This is a genomic window from Halobacillus sp. AWH4_228 (assembly GCF_056158365.1).
Window position 1 is genome coordinate 3,557,619 of the sequence record NZ_JBSWTE010000001.1, and the last position, 14,019, is coordinate 3,571,637.

The 14,019-nt window shown below is 47.2% G+C and carries 13 protein-coding genes; 6 read left to right on the top strand and 7 right to left on the bottom strand.

Annotated features, from left to right (window positions below; translation table 11 throughout):
* Positions 1 to 39 precede the first annotated feature (39 nt).
* Entirely contained in the window at positions 40 to 987 is a 948-nt protein-coding gene (locus ACXADP_RS18330; RefSeq protein WP_474972122.1) for a nucleoside hydrolase, read from the bottom strand.
* Positions 988 to 1,141: 154 nt separating this feature from the next.
* Here ACXADP_RS18330 and ACXADP_RS18335 point away from each other — a divergent pair, with 154 nt between their 5' ends.
* The 4 genes from ACXADP_RS18335 (at position 1,142) to ACXADP_RS18350 (ending at position 5,310) form a co-directional block, all read left to right on the top strand.
* Positions 1,142 to 2,557 (top strand): hypothetical protein, encoded by a 1,416-nt coding sequence (locus ACXADP_RS18335; RefSeq protein WP_474967300.1) that lies wholly within the window; start codon positions 1,142 to 1,144, stop codon positions 2,555 to 2,557.
* 255 nt (positions 2,558 to 2,812) lie between these two features.
* Positions 2,813 to 3,628 carry an alpha/beta fold hydrolase gene (locus ACXADP_RS18340; protein WP_474972123.1) on the top strand — a complete coding sequence of 272 codons (816 nt, stop codon included), beginning with the start codon at positions 2,813 to 2,815 and terminating at the stop codon, positions 3,626 to 3,628.
* Positions 3,629 to 3,773: 145 nt separating this feature from the next.
* Positions 3,774 to 3,932 carry a DUF1540 domain-containing protein gene (locus ACXADP_RS18345; RefSeq protein ID WP_160839461.1) on the top strand — a complete coding sequence of 53 codons (159 nt, stop codon included), beginning with the start codon at positions 3,774 to 3,776 and terminating at the stop codon, positions 3,930 to 3,932.
* 193 nt (positions 3,933 to 4,125) lie between these two features.
* Positions 4,126 to 5,310, top strand: a complete 1,185-nt coding sequence (locus ACXADP_RS18350; RefSeq protein ID WP_474972124.1) for a macrolide family glycosyltransferase — start codon at positions 4,126 to 4,128, stop codon at positions 5,308 to 5,310.
* Between the two features lie 40 nt (positions 5,311 to 5,350).
* On the opposite strand, the gene arsC is transcribed toward ACXADP_RS18350, so the two are convergent.
* From arsC to ACXADP_RS18370, 4 genes are all read right to left on the bottom strand, one after another.
* The gene (arsC, locus tag ACXADP_RS18355; RefSeq protein ID WP_474972125.1) at positions 5,351 to 5,773 is read right to left on the bottom strand and encodes an arsenate reductase (thioredoxin); all 423 of its coding nucleotides are present in this window, start codon (positions 5,771 to 5,773) and stop codon (positions 5,351 to 5,353) included.
* 27 nt (positions 5,774 to 5,800) lie between these two features.
* Positions 5,801 to 7,090 (bottom strand): arsenic transporter, encoded by a 1,290-nt coding sequence (locus ACXADP_RS18360; RefSeq protein WP_474972126.1) that lies wholly within the window; start codon positions 7,088 to 7,090, stop codon positions 5,801 to 5,803.
* Positions 7,091 to 7,108: 18 nt separating this feature from the next.
* Positions 7,109 to 7,453 (bottom strand): ArsR/SmtB family transcription factor, encoded by a 345-nt coding sequence (locus ACXADP_RS18365; protein WP_474967295.1) that lies wholly within the window; start codon positions 7,451 to 7,453, stop codon positions 7,109 to 7,111.
* Between the two features lie 200 nt (positions 7,454 to 7,653).
* The gene (locus ACXADP_RS18370) at positions 7,654 to 7,911 is read right to left on the bottom strand and encodes a helix-turn-helix domain-containing protein (protein WP_474967294.1); all 258 of its coding nucleotides are present in this window, start codon (positions 7,909 to 7,911) and stop codon (positions 7,654 to 7,656) included.
* 450 nt (positions 7,912 to 8,361) lie between these two features.
* On the opposite strand from ACXADP_RS18370, the gene ACXADP_RS18375 reads away from it, so the two are divergent.
* Both ACXADP_RS18375 and ppdK read left to right on the top strand, forming a co-directional pair.
* The gene (locus ACXADP_RS18375; RefSeq protein ID WP_474972127.1) at positions 8,362 to 9,180 is read left to right on the top strand and encodes a pyruvate, water dikinase regulatory protein; all 819 of its coding nucleotides are present in this window, start codon (positions 8,362 to 8,364) and stop codon (positions 9,178 to 9,180) included.
* Positions 9,180 to 11,843: a pyruvate, phosphate dikinase gene (ppdK, locus tag ACXADP_RS18380; RefSeq protein ID WP_474972128.1), complete on the top strand. Its 2,664-nt coding sequence runs from the start codon at positions 9,180 to 9,182 to the stop codon at positions 11,841 to 11,843. The genes ACXADP_RS18375 and ppdK overlap by 1 nt, the downstream gene beginning before the upstream one ends.
* Before the next feature lie 85 nt (positions 11,844 to 11,928).
* On the opposite strand, the gene xylE is transcribed toward ppdK, so the two are convergent.
* Both xylE and ACXADP_RS18390 read right to left on the bottom strand, forming a co-directional pair.
* Complete coding sequence (gene xylE, locus ACXADP_RS18385) at positions 11,929 to 13,386, bottom strand: D-xylose transporter XylE (RefSeq protein WP_160839473.1); 1,458 nt, start codon at positions 13,384 to 13,386, stop codon at positions 11,929 to 11,931.
* A 397-nt stretch (positions 13,387 to 13,783) separates the two neighbouring features.
* Positions 13,784 to 13,969, bottom strand: a complete 186-nt coding sequence (locus ACXADP_RS18390; protein ID WP_474967291.1) for a hypothetical protein — start codon at positions 13,967 to 13,969, stop codon at positions 13,784 to 13,786.
* Positions 13,970 to 14,019 lie beyond the last annotated feature (50 nt).

The window sequence follows — 14,019 nt, forward strand, 5'->3', positions numbered from 1 at the left end:
TTGTTCTTACTCGTCTTTTTCATGAAAATTAGCATCCACCTAATCAATAGAAGATAAAACACGGATGAGCGTCTGCTTGAATTTTTCACGGTCCACCGCTTCACAGACGCGGACATTGGCTTTACACCCACTCCGGTTATTGATGTCCACCATACTGTACCCGCGGGTCAGTCTCCCCTGGGTCTCGACTTCGACGTAATAGGAATGAGATGCAGTCATGATCGATGCATCCGCGGCTATCGCAGCAAGCAGTGTGTCCGGATGGGTGGTTCCGGGCAGACGGTGTACTTCTTTATTGAACTGCCTTACCACCTTGTTGACCGCTGTGAAAAATCGGGAGCCGGTGGTATTCAGGCCTTCGATTTCCCGGTGGTCCTCCTCATCCATCACCGAATAAGCGACGCACATCTCCCATCCGACCATTGTGACAGGAACGCCTGACTGGAGGACGATATTGGCAGCCTCCGGATCGACCCAGAAATTGTACTCAGCCGCGGCTGTAATATTGCCAAGCGAGTTATTCGTTCCTCCCATGACATACACATGCGGAATCAGCGGAATAATACCCGGGTCTTTTTGAAAAGCCATCGCAATGTTGGTCAGCGGAGCGATAGCCAGCAGTTCAATTTCCCCAGGATTATTCCTGATCGTGTCAATCATAAAGTCTACCGCATGTGTTGTTTCCGGACGCTGGGTGGCTGGATCAAAAAAGGCACCGCCCATGCCATCCTTTCCATGAACGTCTTCAACGGTACGGTGAGCCGTCATCCCCACTGCATTCAACGGACGCTCCACCCCTTTGTATACCGGCACTTTCTCCTCCGGGGCTGCGACCTGAATCGTATAAAGCGCGTTTTCAACTTCCTGATCGAAAGCCACATTTCCCCCGGTAATGGTAACCCCCTCCACCTTGAAATGATGAAGCGTCGTTAACAGGGCGATTGTATCGTCACCGGCTGTATCTGTATCGATAATGACGCGTCTCATCTTACGTTCCCCCTTTATGTATAAGTATTCCTTCTTCATTATCATACTAAAAAAAATGGTAGAACCTATGCTTCTGTGCACATCCTAAGATAATTGAGGCGCCTTATGATACGATATGTGAGTCAATACAAAGCAAGAGATTGGAGCATTCAACATGAAAGCAATGGCTAAACGGGGCTACACTTTATTGATCAGCCTTTATGTCCTTATTTATTTTATCGTTTCCTTTGCAGGAGGAGAGACCTTGTCCACCGCTATGTCGTTGTTTGGTCTGGCCGCCTTCATCATCGGATATGTTCTGCTTCCGGTAAAACAGGCATGGATATCATTACTCCTGTTAATCATTGCCCTCTTTGTCCACCTCATTGCGGGCACATCCCTCACTCAGGGCGTGGTGGAGGGCTTCACCGTAATGAGTGGTTTGATTGCGCTCCTGCTGATCGTCCCTGCGATCAGCTGGGTGCTTGAGGAAAAACCGTACATCGAATCGGTCATTAACTTTGCACAGAGGCTTTTGAATACGAGCCGGAAATTTTATTTCGGAATGATGGTCATCACCCAGATCATCTCCTATTTCCTGTTGTTCGGATCGATTCCGATGGTATACGGGATGATCAACGATTTTCTCAACAAACAGAAAGGCGAAGCATGGGAAAACTATAAAGGGACCGCCCTCCTTCGTGCTTTCAGTTTAACGACGATGTGGGTCGTCAGCATTCCAAGTTTCATTTTCGCCGTCGATGCGCTAGGAGCATCACTCGGTCTATCAATTCTGCAGGGATTTTTTATATCCTTTGCCGGCATCCTTCTGTCTGTTCTCTTTTCCAAATATCAGGAGCGGCACTACGGAGTGGATTTAACCGCAGGCATTCAGGAGCAGCTTGCTGAAATTGCCGAGCAGAAAAAACAGGACACCCGCGGCAATAAAGATGCTGTCGAGTTTGCTGTATTATTTGTGACGTTGTTTGGATCGATTTTCATCCTGAACGCTGTATGGCCTGTCGACCTGCTGTTGATTATTCCGATCGTCATTACCGCCTGGGTCATCCTGTACTTCATCGTCCGCGGTCGAACAGGGGCAATTGTAGAGAACGGAAAAGTTTATCTGAAGGAAAGCATTCCCAATAAAGCCCAGCAGTTTTCCATTCTATTGGCGGCCGGCTTTTTAATCAATGCGGTCAACCAGTCAGGATATGGAGAATACATTATCGATGGACTGTTTTATATTACAGACGCTGTACCGTTCCTGAATTTCCTATGGGTGCTGCCGTTCGTCGTCATCATCCTCGGATTCATCGGTTTGGGACCACTGACCGTGATTGTTCTTGTATCCGGGATTCTTCAAGGAGTGGAACTTCCATATCCACCGGAAATCGTCGTGCTCGGCATCACCTCAGGAAGCGTGATTTCCATCATGGTGTCACCGCTGATCCTCCCGTCGATTATCTTAAGCTCTGTAAATAAATTAAGCATTGTCAAAAACGGACTGATGTTCAACTACAAATACGCCATCGTCTTTTATTTAATGGTTCAGCTGTATCTACAGCTTGTTGTTTTCTTCTTCTTATAATAAGCCCTTCCACTGGTTCTCATGCGGCAGGGAAACCCGGTGTTTTCCCAGTGCCTTCAGGAGCTGCGGCCGTGCCCGCGGCAAGCATTCACCGATTAGCGAAACGTGACCATCGCAGCTCCATTAGATGAGAAACACTTTTACTCTAAAATCCGACGACAGGCGTTCAGCCTGTCTTTTTTTAGTAGGACGGTTCAAAGAAATGGGAATCGGTTGATATGAATAGAATAAGTTAACAACCTTCGGAGGTGGAGCATGAAAACGTATATTGAAGTGGAGCCGGGTGTCGAGTTGTATGTTGAAGATCACGGAGCAGGAGACGTCCTCGTTTTTATACCGGGATTTACTTTTACGACAGAGGTTTTCTCCAGGCAGGTGGATCACTTTTCAAAAACGCACCGGACGATTGTCATCGATCCGAGAAGTCATGGGCGCTCGACAATGACGGTTCATGGCAACGACTACGTCACGCATGGAACCGACCTGAAGAAAGTCTTACAAGCGTTAAAAATCGAGAACCCCACGCTGATCGGCTGGTCGTTCGGATGTCTCACCGTATGGGAATACATCCGCCAGTTCGGCGCAGAAGGAATAAAAGGGCAGGTTTTTATTGATATGCCGCCAAAATCCTTATCTCTCCATGAAAATCAGGACTGGGTGGAAGGAAAACTTGATGATATGGCGGCTGCCTATACCAACTATCTCCATAACCCTAAGGGACAGCGAGATTTCATTTCCGCCTATGCGAACGGGGTGATGGTCCAGAGAGATTTAACAGAGGAGGAGCTGTCGTGGCTGGTGGAGCAGTCCCTCACCACCCCCTATTACATCGCAGCCAACCTGTTTTCATCCGGCCTGTTTTCAGACTATCGGGAGGAAGCTGCTTCAGGAAGTCAACAGATTCCGACCTTGTATGTCATTGCTGAACACTGGAGCGCCACGGCCCGCCCTTACTTAAACAAGCTGGCTCCGGAAGCAGGGATTGATGTACTCGGAGGTCACCTGATGTTCTGGGAACACTCGGGAAGGTTCAATACGCTCCTGGAAGCCTTCCTCCACAAACAAACCTGACAAAAAAACCTTTATGGTTTATCTAAAGCGGCCTCCTGTGTCATAGAGGTCGTTTTCTATCATATAAATCTATTATGGACAAGATGTTGTGTACTCGATAAGAAATGAGGGTATAGATTTATAACTTACAGGGAGGTGAAAACGAATGGCTTTGGAAGTCCTATGTGAAGTGAACAACTGCATCCATAATGAAGGTGGGGAAAAGTGCGGAGCTCCTGCCATCTCCATCGTCAGCGAATCCGGACGTACCGCTTCCTCTCAGGAAGAAACCGACTGCCGGACATTTGAAGCAAAAGAAGCTTGATGGTCTCTCCATTCCCAGTGGCCTTCACGGCTGCTCTTTTTTTCCACCCTACTGATAAAAAGAATCATTTTCACTCCACGGATCCCTCTCCCACTTTCCTCCCATTTATAAACAAGATGGTTCCCCGAAGCTTCACATCCCTTTATCATGAAACGTGAGTGTTGACTCACAATTCATAAAGAGGTGACGAAAAATGGCTGATATCCTGATGATCAACGTTCCCGCAGAGGGGCACGTAAACCCGAGCCTCGGTGTTGCGAAGGCCTTTGCCGACCGTGGGGACAACGTCCACTACATAACTACTGAAAAATATAAATCCCGGCTTGAAGGTGTAGGGGCTAACGTCTATCTACATGAGGACCACCTGCTCATCGGCGGTGTTGATCCTACTTCAGAAGAAGGGATCCAATTTTTCATGAACATCATGCTGCAGACCTCCACCGATATCTTATCGATAACGAAGCAGCTTGCGGAAGAGATCTCCTTCGATTTTGTTTACTATGATTCTTTCGGAGCGGGAGAACTCGTCAGAGACTACCTGCACATTCCAGGCTTCTCATCATCCGCCTCATTCCTGATTCCTGAAGATTACCGCAAACGTCTTCCTCTTCATCCGGAGAACACCGGTACAATGGAGTACAGCGATAAAAACAGGCAGCTGATGGAAACAATGAAACAGGAATTCGGAGTAGCGCCATCGTCCATGCTTCAATTCATGCATAATCAAGGAGAGCGGACGATGGTCTACACCAGTGCTTACTTTCAGCCTCAATTAGACGAATTTGGTAAGGAAAACCACTTTATCGGGCCAAGTTTTCCTGAACGGAAGGGCACCCATGACTTCCCTCTACAAGATTTAAAAAATGAAAAAGTGCTGTACATCTCGATGGGGACCGTTCTCGATCAAGTGGAAGAGTTTTTCAACCAATGCATCGACGCTTTTGCCGACTTTGATGGAAAAGTAGTCATTGCGGCCGGATCTTTTGCAGATTTTAATAAAATCAATGCGGCTCCGGAAAACTTTATCATCCGGTCCTACGTTCCTCAGCTTGACGTGCTGGAACACACGGATGTCTTTTTAACCCATGGTGGGATGAACAGCGTGAATGAAGCCATTGATAAGGAAGTTCCGATGGTTGTTCTTCCTCGTGATAAAGATCAGCCCATGGTGGCAGCGAGGCTTGCGGAGCTGCATGCCGGTTATCCGATTTTCCCTGGAGACGTATCGGAAGAAACCCTGCACCAAGGAGTGGATCAAGTCGTGAATGATGGAACCTACCTGGAAGGCATCCGGAAGATTAAGGAAAGTTTTGATCACTGCGGCGGCCCGCAGGAAGCTCTCGCCGTAATCGATCGATACCTGGAACAAAGGATATAAAAAAGCCGGGACTTAAAAGAAGTCCCGGCTTTTCTCGTTCTTATTTTTTCTCTTCGGCAAATGTCTTGATGCGGTCAGCAATCTCATTACGGACACGCTGGAATACCGCCCATTTTTCTTCCTCTGTCCCTTCCGCTTTCGCCGGGTCATCAAAGCCCCAGTGGAAACGTGTGACGTGAGGAGGTGTCATCGGACATTTATCATTGGCATCACCACAGAGGGTGATTGCATAAGCTGCGTTAGTAAGGACATCGTTATCAATGATTTCAGACTCTTGGCCACTGATATCAATATCCACTTCATTCATCGCTTTCACAGCATTCGGGTTCAAGCCATGAGCTTCGATACCCGCTGAGCGGACATCAAATTCCTCTCCCAGGTATTCTTTTCCGAATCCTTCCGCCATTTGACTGCGGCAGGAATTTCCTGTGCATAGAAAGTAAATGACTGGTTTGTCAGACATAAAGCATTTCTCCTTTTTAAATGGTCGTTATAAGATGAGCAGCCATACATAGAGACCGGCTAATGTAATGAATAAAGTGGGAACGGTAAGGATGATTCCGATCTTAAAGTAATAGCCCCAGGAAATTTTCACACCTTTTGTCGAAAGGACGTGAAGCCATAATAAGGTGGCCAGGGAGCCGATCGGCGTAATCTTCGGCCCAAGGTCGGAACCGATGACGTTGGCGTAAATCAAAGCTTCCCTCATTGTTCCCGTTGTATTCGTCTCAGCAATCGCCAGGGCATCAATCATCACTGTCGGCATGTTATTCATAATGGATGACAGGATTGCCGCAATGAATCCCATTGATACAGTACCGACAAACAAGCCTTGGTCCGCTGTGGCCTGAATCACATCAGCCAGGACGTCCGTCAAGCCGGCGTTACGCAGGCCGTAGACAACGACATACATCCCAACCGAGAAGAAAACGATGGCCCACGGGGCTCCTTTGATGACTTCTCCTGTTTTTACAGCGGCACTTCTGCGCGCCATTAACAAGAAGAAAATGGCCACAATGCCGGCAATAATCGATACTGGAATACCGAGCGGCTCACTCGCGAAGTATCCAACTAACAGAATCACCAGGACGGCCCACGATAAGCGGAACATTTTATGATCCTGGATTGCATCCACAGGCTTCTTCAGCTGAGCCAGATCATACTGCCCCGGAATACTCTTACGGAAAAACAAGAATAAAACGAGGATACTGGCCGCTAAGGAAAACAAGTTCGGTACAACCATACGGGAGGCGTATTCAATAAAACCAATGTCGAAAAAGTCCGCAGAAACAATGTTGACGAGGTTACTGACAATCAGCGGCAGTGAAGTCGTATCTGCAATAAATCCACTTGCCATAATAAACGGAAGAACGATAGCTTCCTTGAAGTTCAAATTTCGTACCATCGCCAGGACAATCGGCGTCAAAATCAACGCCGCCCCGTCGTTGGCAAACAAAGCAGCCACAACTGCACCAAGCAGGGTGACATAAATAAACATGCGCCGGCCATTTCCTTTAGCAGCACGCGCCATATGGAGCGCCGCCCATTCGAAAAAGCCGATTTCATCCAAAATCAGCGAAATGATGATAATCGCCACGAACGCAAGGGTGGCGTTCCAGACGATATCCGTCACAGCGAGAACATCCTGAAAATCAACGACACCAAAAATCAGAGCAAGTATGGCACCCGCACAGGCGGACCATCCAATCCCCAGATTTTTAGGCTGCCAGATGACAAAGATCAGGGTAAGTATAAATATAATCGTTGCTATCCATGCCAAATCCGAACAATCCTCCTACTAGTCACACTGGATGCGTCTGCCCGCTTTCTCCAATGCGATTAACTTTTCTTTTTGATCAGGTATTTGATTCAAAACTTCCTCAATAATCGGGTAGGTCTCATGACTGGTGTTCAAAGAGTAAAAGATCCACTGCCCTTTGCGCTTCTCCTTGACTAAGCCGGCATCCCGCAGCTTTCGTAGATGCTGGCTGACCGAAGGCTGACTCATCTCCAGGACATCTACAAATTCGCAGACACAACACTCTCCATCTTTCAGCAGCCCAACAATTGTCAGACGGGTTTTATCTCCAAGAAGCTTCAGCGTTTTTGCAGCTTCTTCCAACGTCATTATGGTTTTCTCCATACCATCACCTCAACCATCAGTGTATAAGTATATGCTTATATTTGCAACATAAAATTAACCCCTCTCCTTTTCATTATGCTTCCATGGGTGCCACATGTCCTCCATATATTTCGACCGGACGGGCCCACCGGCAAAGCGCAGCAGCAAATAGCTGCCTATCAGAACAGACCATAAAAACAGGAGGGAATAAACAGGAATCGTCATGATCTTTCCATCCCGCACTGTCCGGGATGATCGCACCACATACGCTCTTCAACTTCAGTGACATCCATGTTCAATCCATCAGCGATTCTCCGGATAAAGGATGATGATGGATAAAGCACCTCTTTTTCGAGGCGTTCAACAGAAGCAGCATCTGTACCAAGAACCCAGGCCAACTCTTCTACACTCATGCCCATTCCTTTTCTTCTCTGCTGCAATTCCACCCCATAACCCTCACAAGGTTTTTGAGTTACCATATACAGCCTCCTTAAAATAGTTATATAAGTATATACTTATAAGTTAATGAAAATATGTTAACTCAACATATATAGAAAGTAAATATTGAGTTAAGAAGGAACTTCCATAGAAAAACCCCTTCGGCATTCATTATGTGGCGAAGGGGTTGGCTTAGAATGAAATCCTTTTATCAAAACGGAGGCCTGACTGGAGTCACATAGTCAAATAAGACTAACTAAAACACATCTGTCATGACTTTCAATCCTATTGGAGTCTTTCCGTTTTATGAATCTTCCTATTGTAACTCCGTAGGAATGGTGATAGTATACTAGTCATAAATAGTATGTCACATTAACGCTAAACACTTAATTAGTGTGTCATAATAAGTCGCATTCTCGAAAAGAACGGCGAAATCACTCGTACACCCCCGGGTTTTGCGGCCATCACAAAAACAAACAGGGAGAGGTCTTGTGACTAAACAAATGACTGTGTACATCGTATCGGACTCCGCAGGTGAATCCGCTGATCTTATGATCAAGACAATTATGAGCCAATTCACCGGACAAGACATCATCATCAAGCATTTTTCCTATGTACAGGATCATCAGGAAATGAATAATGTCATCACATTAGCCAAATACAACCCTTCCATCATCGCCTACACGATCGTGACCCCTGCTCTCAAGCAGTACTTGGATCAACGAGGGAAAGAAGAAGGCCTTACAGTTGTCGATTTGATGAATCCGCTCATGGATGTTTTTTCTCAAAAGTTTCAAATGGAACCCACTTGTGAACCTGGACAGATCAGAAAACTGGACGAAGACTATTTCAAAAGAATCGAAGCGATTGAATTCGCTGTGAAATACGATGACGGGCAGGAAGCCAGAGGCCTGAACCAGGCAGACCTTGTTCTCGTCGGTGTTTCCCGGACATCCAAGACTCCTCTATCGATGTATTTAGCCAATAAGAAAATTAAAACGGCCAATGTCCCGCTGATTCCGGAGATTCCGCCACCACCGGAACTTTTTTCAATTCCGGGAATCAAATGCATCGGCCTGATCATTACTCCTGAGAAGTTGAACGACATCCGTAAAGAACGCTTGAAAAACCTCGGCCTTACCGGTCCTGCTAATTATGCGTCTCTGAACCGGATCCTGACTGAACTGGAATACGCTCAAAATATTATGAAACGTATCGGCTGTCCCATTATCGATGTGTCCAACAAAGCCATCGAAGAAACCGCTGATATTATTTTAGATCTCTATAACAAGAGGGGGAGTTTTGCGTGATGGATAAGACGTTTGTTTTCATGTTCGATGAGCTTAAACATGCAGGGAAAGAATTATTGGGTGGAAAAGGAGCCAATCTGGCTGAAATGACGAAGATCGGTCTGCCGGTTCCCTACGGGTTTACAATCACGACGGATACGTGCCGCTCCTACTACGACTCCGGACAGCAGCTTCCAGAAGAAGTTGAGGATCAGGTCTTGGATGCACTGAAAAAACTGGAGGAGACCACGGGTAAGGAGTTGGGCAGTCCATCGAATCCCCTCCTCGTCTCTGTCCGTTCAGGCGCAGTTCATTCAATGCCCGGGATGATGGACACTGTTTTGAACCTGGGAATGAATGATGACACGGTCAAAGGCATGGCCGAACTGACCGGCAACCCTCGTTTCGCCTATGACTCCTACCGCCGCTTCATTCAAATGTTCAGTAATGTTGTGTTAAAAGTGGACCACTATCATTTTGAGCAGCGTCTTGAAAACGTTCGTTCTTCAAAAGGATACACATCCGATACACAAATCACCGCTGAAGATTGGAAAGGAGTGATCGAAGAATTCAAAGCCATCGTATGCACGCAATCGGACCGGATCTTTCCGGAGGACCCGAAGGAACAGTTGTTTCTCACCATCCGTGCTGTCTTCGACTCCTGGAACAATCAACGCGCCATTTTATACCGCCGCCTCCATCAGATTCCAGGTCACCTGGGCACAGCCGTGAATGTGCAGAGTATGGTGTTCGGAAACACGGGCGAAGATTCCGGTACAGGTGTAGCGTTCACCCGCAATCCGTCCACCGGAGAATCTGAGTTGTATGGAGAATACTTGATCAACGCTCAGGGCGAGGATGTGGTCGCCGGCATCCGCACCCCTCAGCCCATCGCAAGTCTGCACTACGACATGCCGGAAGTCTATCAACAGCTGGTGGACACGTGTAATCTGTTAGAAAATCATTATAAAGATATGCAGGATATCGAATTCACGGTGGAACGCGGAAACCTGTTCATCCTTCAGACCCGGACAGGTAAGCGGACGGCTCAGGCGGCCATTAGAATGGCTGTTGAAATGGTAGAGGAAAAGATTATGAATAAGCGTGAGGCGCTGTTACGTGTCGACCCCGATCAGCTCCACCAGCTTCTCCACCACCGGATTGACCCGGGGCATGGGAAGACACAGATCGCCAAAGGACTGCCGGCTTCCCCGGGCGCTGCCTCCGGACAGGTCGTTTTTGATGCCGATGAAGCCGAAGAACTGGCCGGAAACGGAAAGAAGGTTATCCTCGTCCGCCCGGACACGACACCGGATGATATTCACGGCATCGTAGCAGCCCAGGCCGTCGTAACGAGCCGCGGCGGTATGACAAGTCATGCGGCCGTTGTCGCCAGAGGGATGGGAAAAGCCTGTATCTGTGGGTGCGACTCCATCAAAATTGACCTGGAAGCCGGACAATTTACAGCAGGATCTGTCACAATCCATTATGGCGACCTGATGACCATCGACGGAGCCACTGGTGAGATTTTCTCAGGAAATATCCCAATGATTGAGCCGGAACTATCCGATGAATTCCAGCTTCTCCTCCAATGGGCGGATGAGGAAGCTCAGATGGGTGTGCGGGCCAACGCCGACAACCCCGTTGATGCTGCCAAAGCTCTGGAATTCGGTGCAGACGGCATCGGGCTCTGCCGGACCGAGCACATGTTCATGGACGCTTCCCGGCTGCCGACGGTACAGAGTATGATTTTGTCAGAAACGACCATCGAACGGAAAGAAGCGTTGGATAAGCTGCTGCCGATGCAGCAGGAGGATTACGAGAAAATCTTTGAAGTCATGCAGGGACATCCGATTACGATCCGCTTGTTGGATCCACCACTCCACGAATTCCTCCCTGATAAGGAAGAACTGCTCGTCGACGTAACAAGACTTTCCTACACGGATCCTGACTCGCAGGAACTGCAGACGAAGAAAGACATGCTGCGTAAAGTGCGGCTTCTGGAAGAATCCAATCCGATGCTCGGCCACCGCGGCTGTCGTCTCGGTATGATCCATCCTGAAATCTATGAAATGCAGGTCAGAGCCGTCTTCCAAGCCGCGGCCAATGTTATGAAAAAAGGAATCACGGTCATCCCCGAAATCATGATCCCTTTAGTAACCCATGTCAACGAACTGAAAGACATGCGCCGACTCGTCCTGAACATCAGCCGTCAGGTGGAAGAGCAGGAAGGAGAGGCGTTTCAATACTCGATCGGAACGATGATTGAAACGCCGAGAGCCGCGTTAACGGCCGACCAGGTCGCACAGGAAGCCGACTTTTTCTCCTTTGGAACGAACGACTTGACCCAGACCACATTCGGGTTCAGCCGGGATGACGCAGAAGGGAAATTCCTCCACCATTACGTCGAAAACGATGTCCTTCCGCAAAATCCGTTCGTATCACTGGATCAGGATGGCGTCGGAAAATTGGTAGAAAGCGGCGTGAAGCTGGGCCGTCAGACGAAGCCATCTTTAAAAACCGGCATCTGCGGAGAACACGGTGGCGAAAAGACATCCATCCAGTTCTGCTTTAACCTTGGGATGGATTATGTCAGCTGCTCCCCTTTCCGGGTCCCTTCCGCCCGGCTGGCAGCAGCTCAGGCATCCGTTCGTCATTCACTCCACGTTCCGCAATATCAATAATAGAAGAATCAAGATATTTTCCACAAAAGAAAGGACGCTGAACCGCCCCTCCGAGGTGTTTGTTCAGCGTCCTTTTTCTATGAAATTACCAGGATACCTTTTTCCCGCTCAGCTTCTTCACACCGATTTCTTTGGTTTGCTTTTTCTTCTGCTGTTTACTGAGCCAGTACTGCTCGATTTCTTCGAGTGTCTTCCCTTTCGTTTCCGGAACGAGCTTCCAGACGAAAGCAAAGGATAGAACACACATCAGGCCGTAGAGACCATACGTGAAGCCTGCACCCAATTCAAGAAGAGTCGGGAACGTCGTTGACACGAGCAGGTTACTTCCCCAGTTCACCGCAACGGTCAAAGCCATGACCTGCCCACGGATTTTGTTCGGGAATAGTTCTGATGCGAGCACCCATGTCAACGGACCGAAAGATAAGTTGTAAAATGCCACAAACACCAGGATGGAAATCAGTGCGCCAATGCCCATCGATCCGGCGAATGACAGGGCAGCAATGCCGAACATCCCCACTGCCATTCCGACAGAACCGATAAGAAGCAGTCGCTTACGACCAACTTTTTCAACGAACATAAGAGCAATCAGGACGAAGATGAAGTTTACAACACCAATCATGATCGTCTGCAGCATGGAGCTGTCTGAAGATGCACCCATGTTGGCGAAAATACGCGGCGCGTAATAAAGGATAACGTTGATTCCGACGAATTGTTGAGCGATTGCCAGCAGCAGTCCTACAGAGACGACCAATTTACCATAAGAGAAGATGCTCGTTTTCGTCTTATCAAGCTTGTCAACGGCCTGTCTGATATTTTTATAAATCTCCCGAGCCGCTTCTTCAGAGCCGTTCACTTTCTTAAGAATATTCATCGCTTTTTTATCCTTATTTTTCATAACCAGATAACGCGGCGTCTCCGGTACGAGGAACAATAATCCGAAGAACAACAGAGCCGGTATAGCTTCTGAAGCAAACATATACCTCCAGCCAATATCATTGATCCAGCTCATACTTTGTCCTGCAACGATTCTCCAGTTAATAATGTATACAACCAGCATCCCGAAAATAATCGCGAGGTTATACAGAGTGACCAGCTTCCCTCGGATTTTCGCCGGTGCCGTTTCACTGATATACAACGGCCCCAGTCCGGATGCAAGCCCTACGCCGATACCACCAATGATTCTATAAATATTGAACATAATGAAAAGACCCATGGTCGGTTCACCTTTAGTAAAGAATAAAAACTCCGGTGAACTGGAAAGGAGTGCGGAAAAGAAAAACAGGACAGCCGCAACGATCAGTGAATTCCTCCGTCCAATCCGATCGGAAATCATCCCGCTCATCAATCCACCAGCAATACAACCAATCAAAGCACTGGAAACCGTCAACCCTTGAAATAATTTACTCAATCCTAAACTATCTATGAAGTAGACTTCCAGAGACTGTTCTGCACCAGAGATAACAGCTGTATCATAGCCGAACAGCAGCCCTCCCAACGCTGCAATCACAGATAAGAATATAATGTACGTCCGACTTCGTTTCATCTGCTTGGAACATCCTCTCTTAAAATTTCGATTAATCTAACAGTCTGAACCTGAATAAAATGAAATCCATTCCATATGGATTATCTATCGAATACTCCTATTCCCTCCTTCAGTCTGATAACTTCTATAATTAGGTAAATGTGAATTCTTAGCTGTACATTTCTCTGAATCACAACTTTTAAAACATCCCCCGCAAAATGAAAGGGTTTACAATTGAATCTTTTATACGCTGGATGTGCCCGCACGCCTGGGATATATAATACTTAGAAAAAATTTACTATTGGTTGCTATTTTAGAATTTATAATAAATTTATAACATTTATAAAAAGTTTAGTTCTTTACGGAGAACGCACGGTTGTGATCGTTTACATATAACAAAAAAACGAATCCCTTTTGTTTAGGAATCCGTCTTTTTTTCAGCTCTCGAATAAGTAGGAATCATAAGGGTCCCTGTGATGAACACCGCATAGGAAAGGATACGGATAACGTCATAATAGTTCCCTGACCTGAAGTAGATCAAGTTGATTACCATTGTGGCTGCACTTGCCACGACAAATAGGATTCCCCATTTTTGTTTGGTCAAAGCTACACCTCATTTCCTAATACAGTAAGATATTACCACAAAATTCTTTT

Coding starts and splice junctions, on each gene's coding strand:
- ACXADP_RS18345 (WP_160839461.1), top strand. CDS start 3,774: ATGGCTTTGGAAGTCCTATGTGAAGTGAACAACTGCATCCATAATGAA.
- ACXADP_RS18335 (WP_474967300.1), top strand. CDS start 1,142: ATGAAAGCAATGGCTAAACGGGGCTACACTTTATTGATCAGCCTTTAT.
- ACXADP_RS18370 (WP_474967294.1), bottom strand. CDS start 7,911: ATGGTAACTCAAAAACCTTGTGAGGGTTATGGGGTGGAATTGCAGCAG.
- ACXADP_RS18330 (WP_474972122.1), bottom strand. CDS start 987: ATGAGACGCGTCATTATCGATACAGATACAGCCGGTGACGATACAATC.
- ACXADP_RS18350 (WP_474972124.1), top strand. CDS start 4,126: ATGGCTGATATCCTGATGATCAACGTTCCCGCAGAGGGGCACGTAAAC.
- arsC (WP_474972125.1), bottom strand. CDS start 5,773: ATGTCTGACAAACCAGTCATTTACTTTCTATGCACAGGAAATTCCTGC.
- ACXADP_RS18365 (WP_474967295.1), bottom strand. CDS start 7,453: ATGGAGAAAACCATAATGACGTTGGAAGAAGCTGCAAAAACGCTGAAG.
- ppdK (WP_474972128.1), top strand. CDS start 9,180: ATGGATAAGACGTTTGTTTTCATGTTCGATGAGCTTAAACATGCAGGG.
- xylE (WP_160839473.1), bottom strand. CDS start 13,386: ATGAAACGAAGTCGGACGTACATTATATTCTTATCTGTGATTGCAGCG.
- ACXADP_RS18340 (WP_474972123.1), top strand. CDS start 2,813: ATGAAAACGTATATTGAAGTGGAGCCGGGTGTCGAGTTGTATGTTGAA.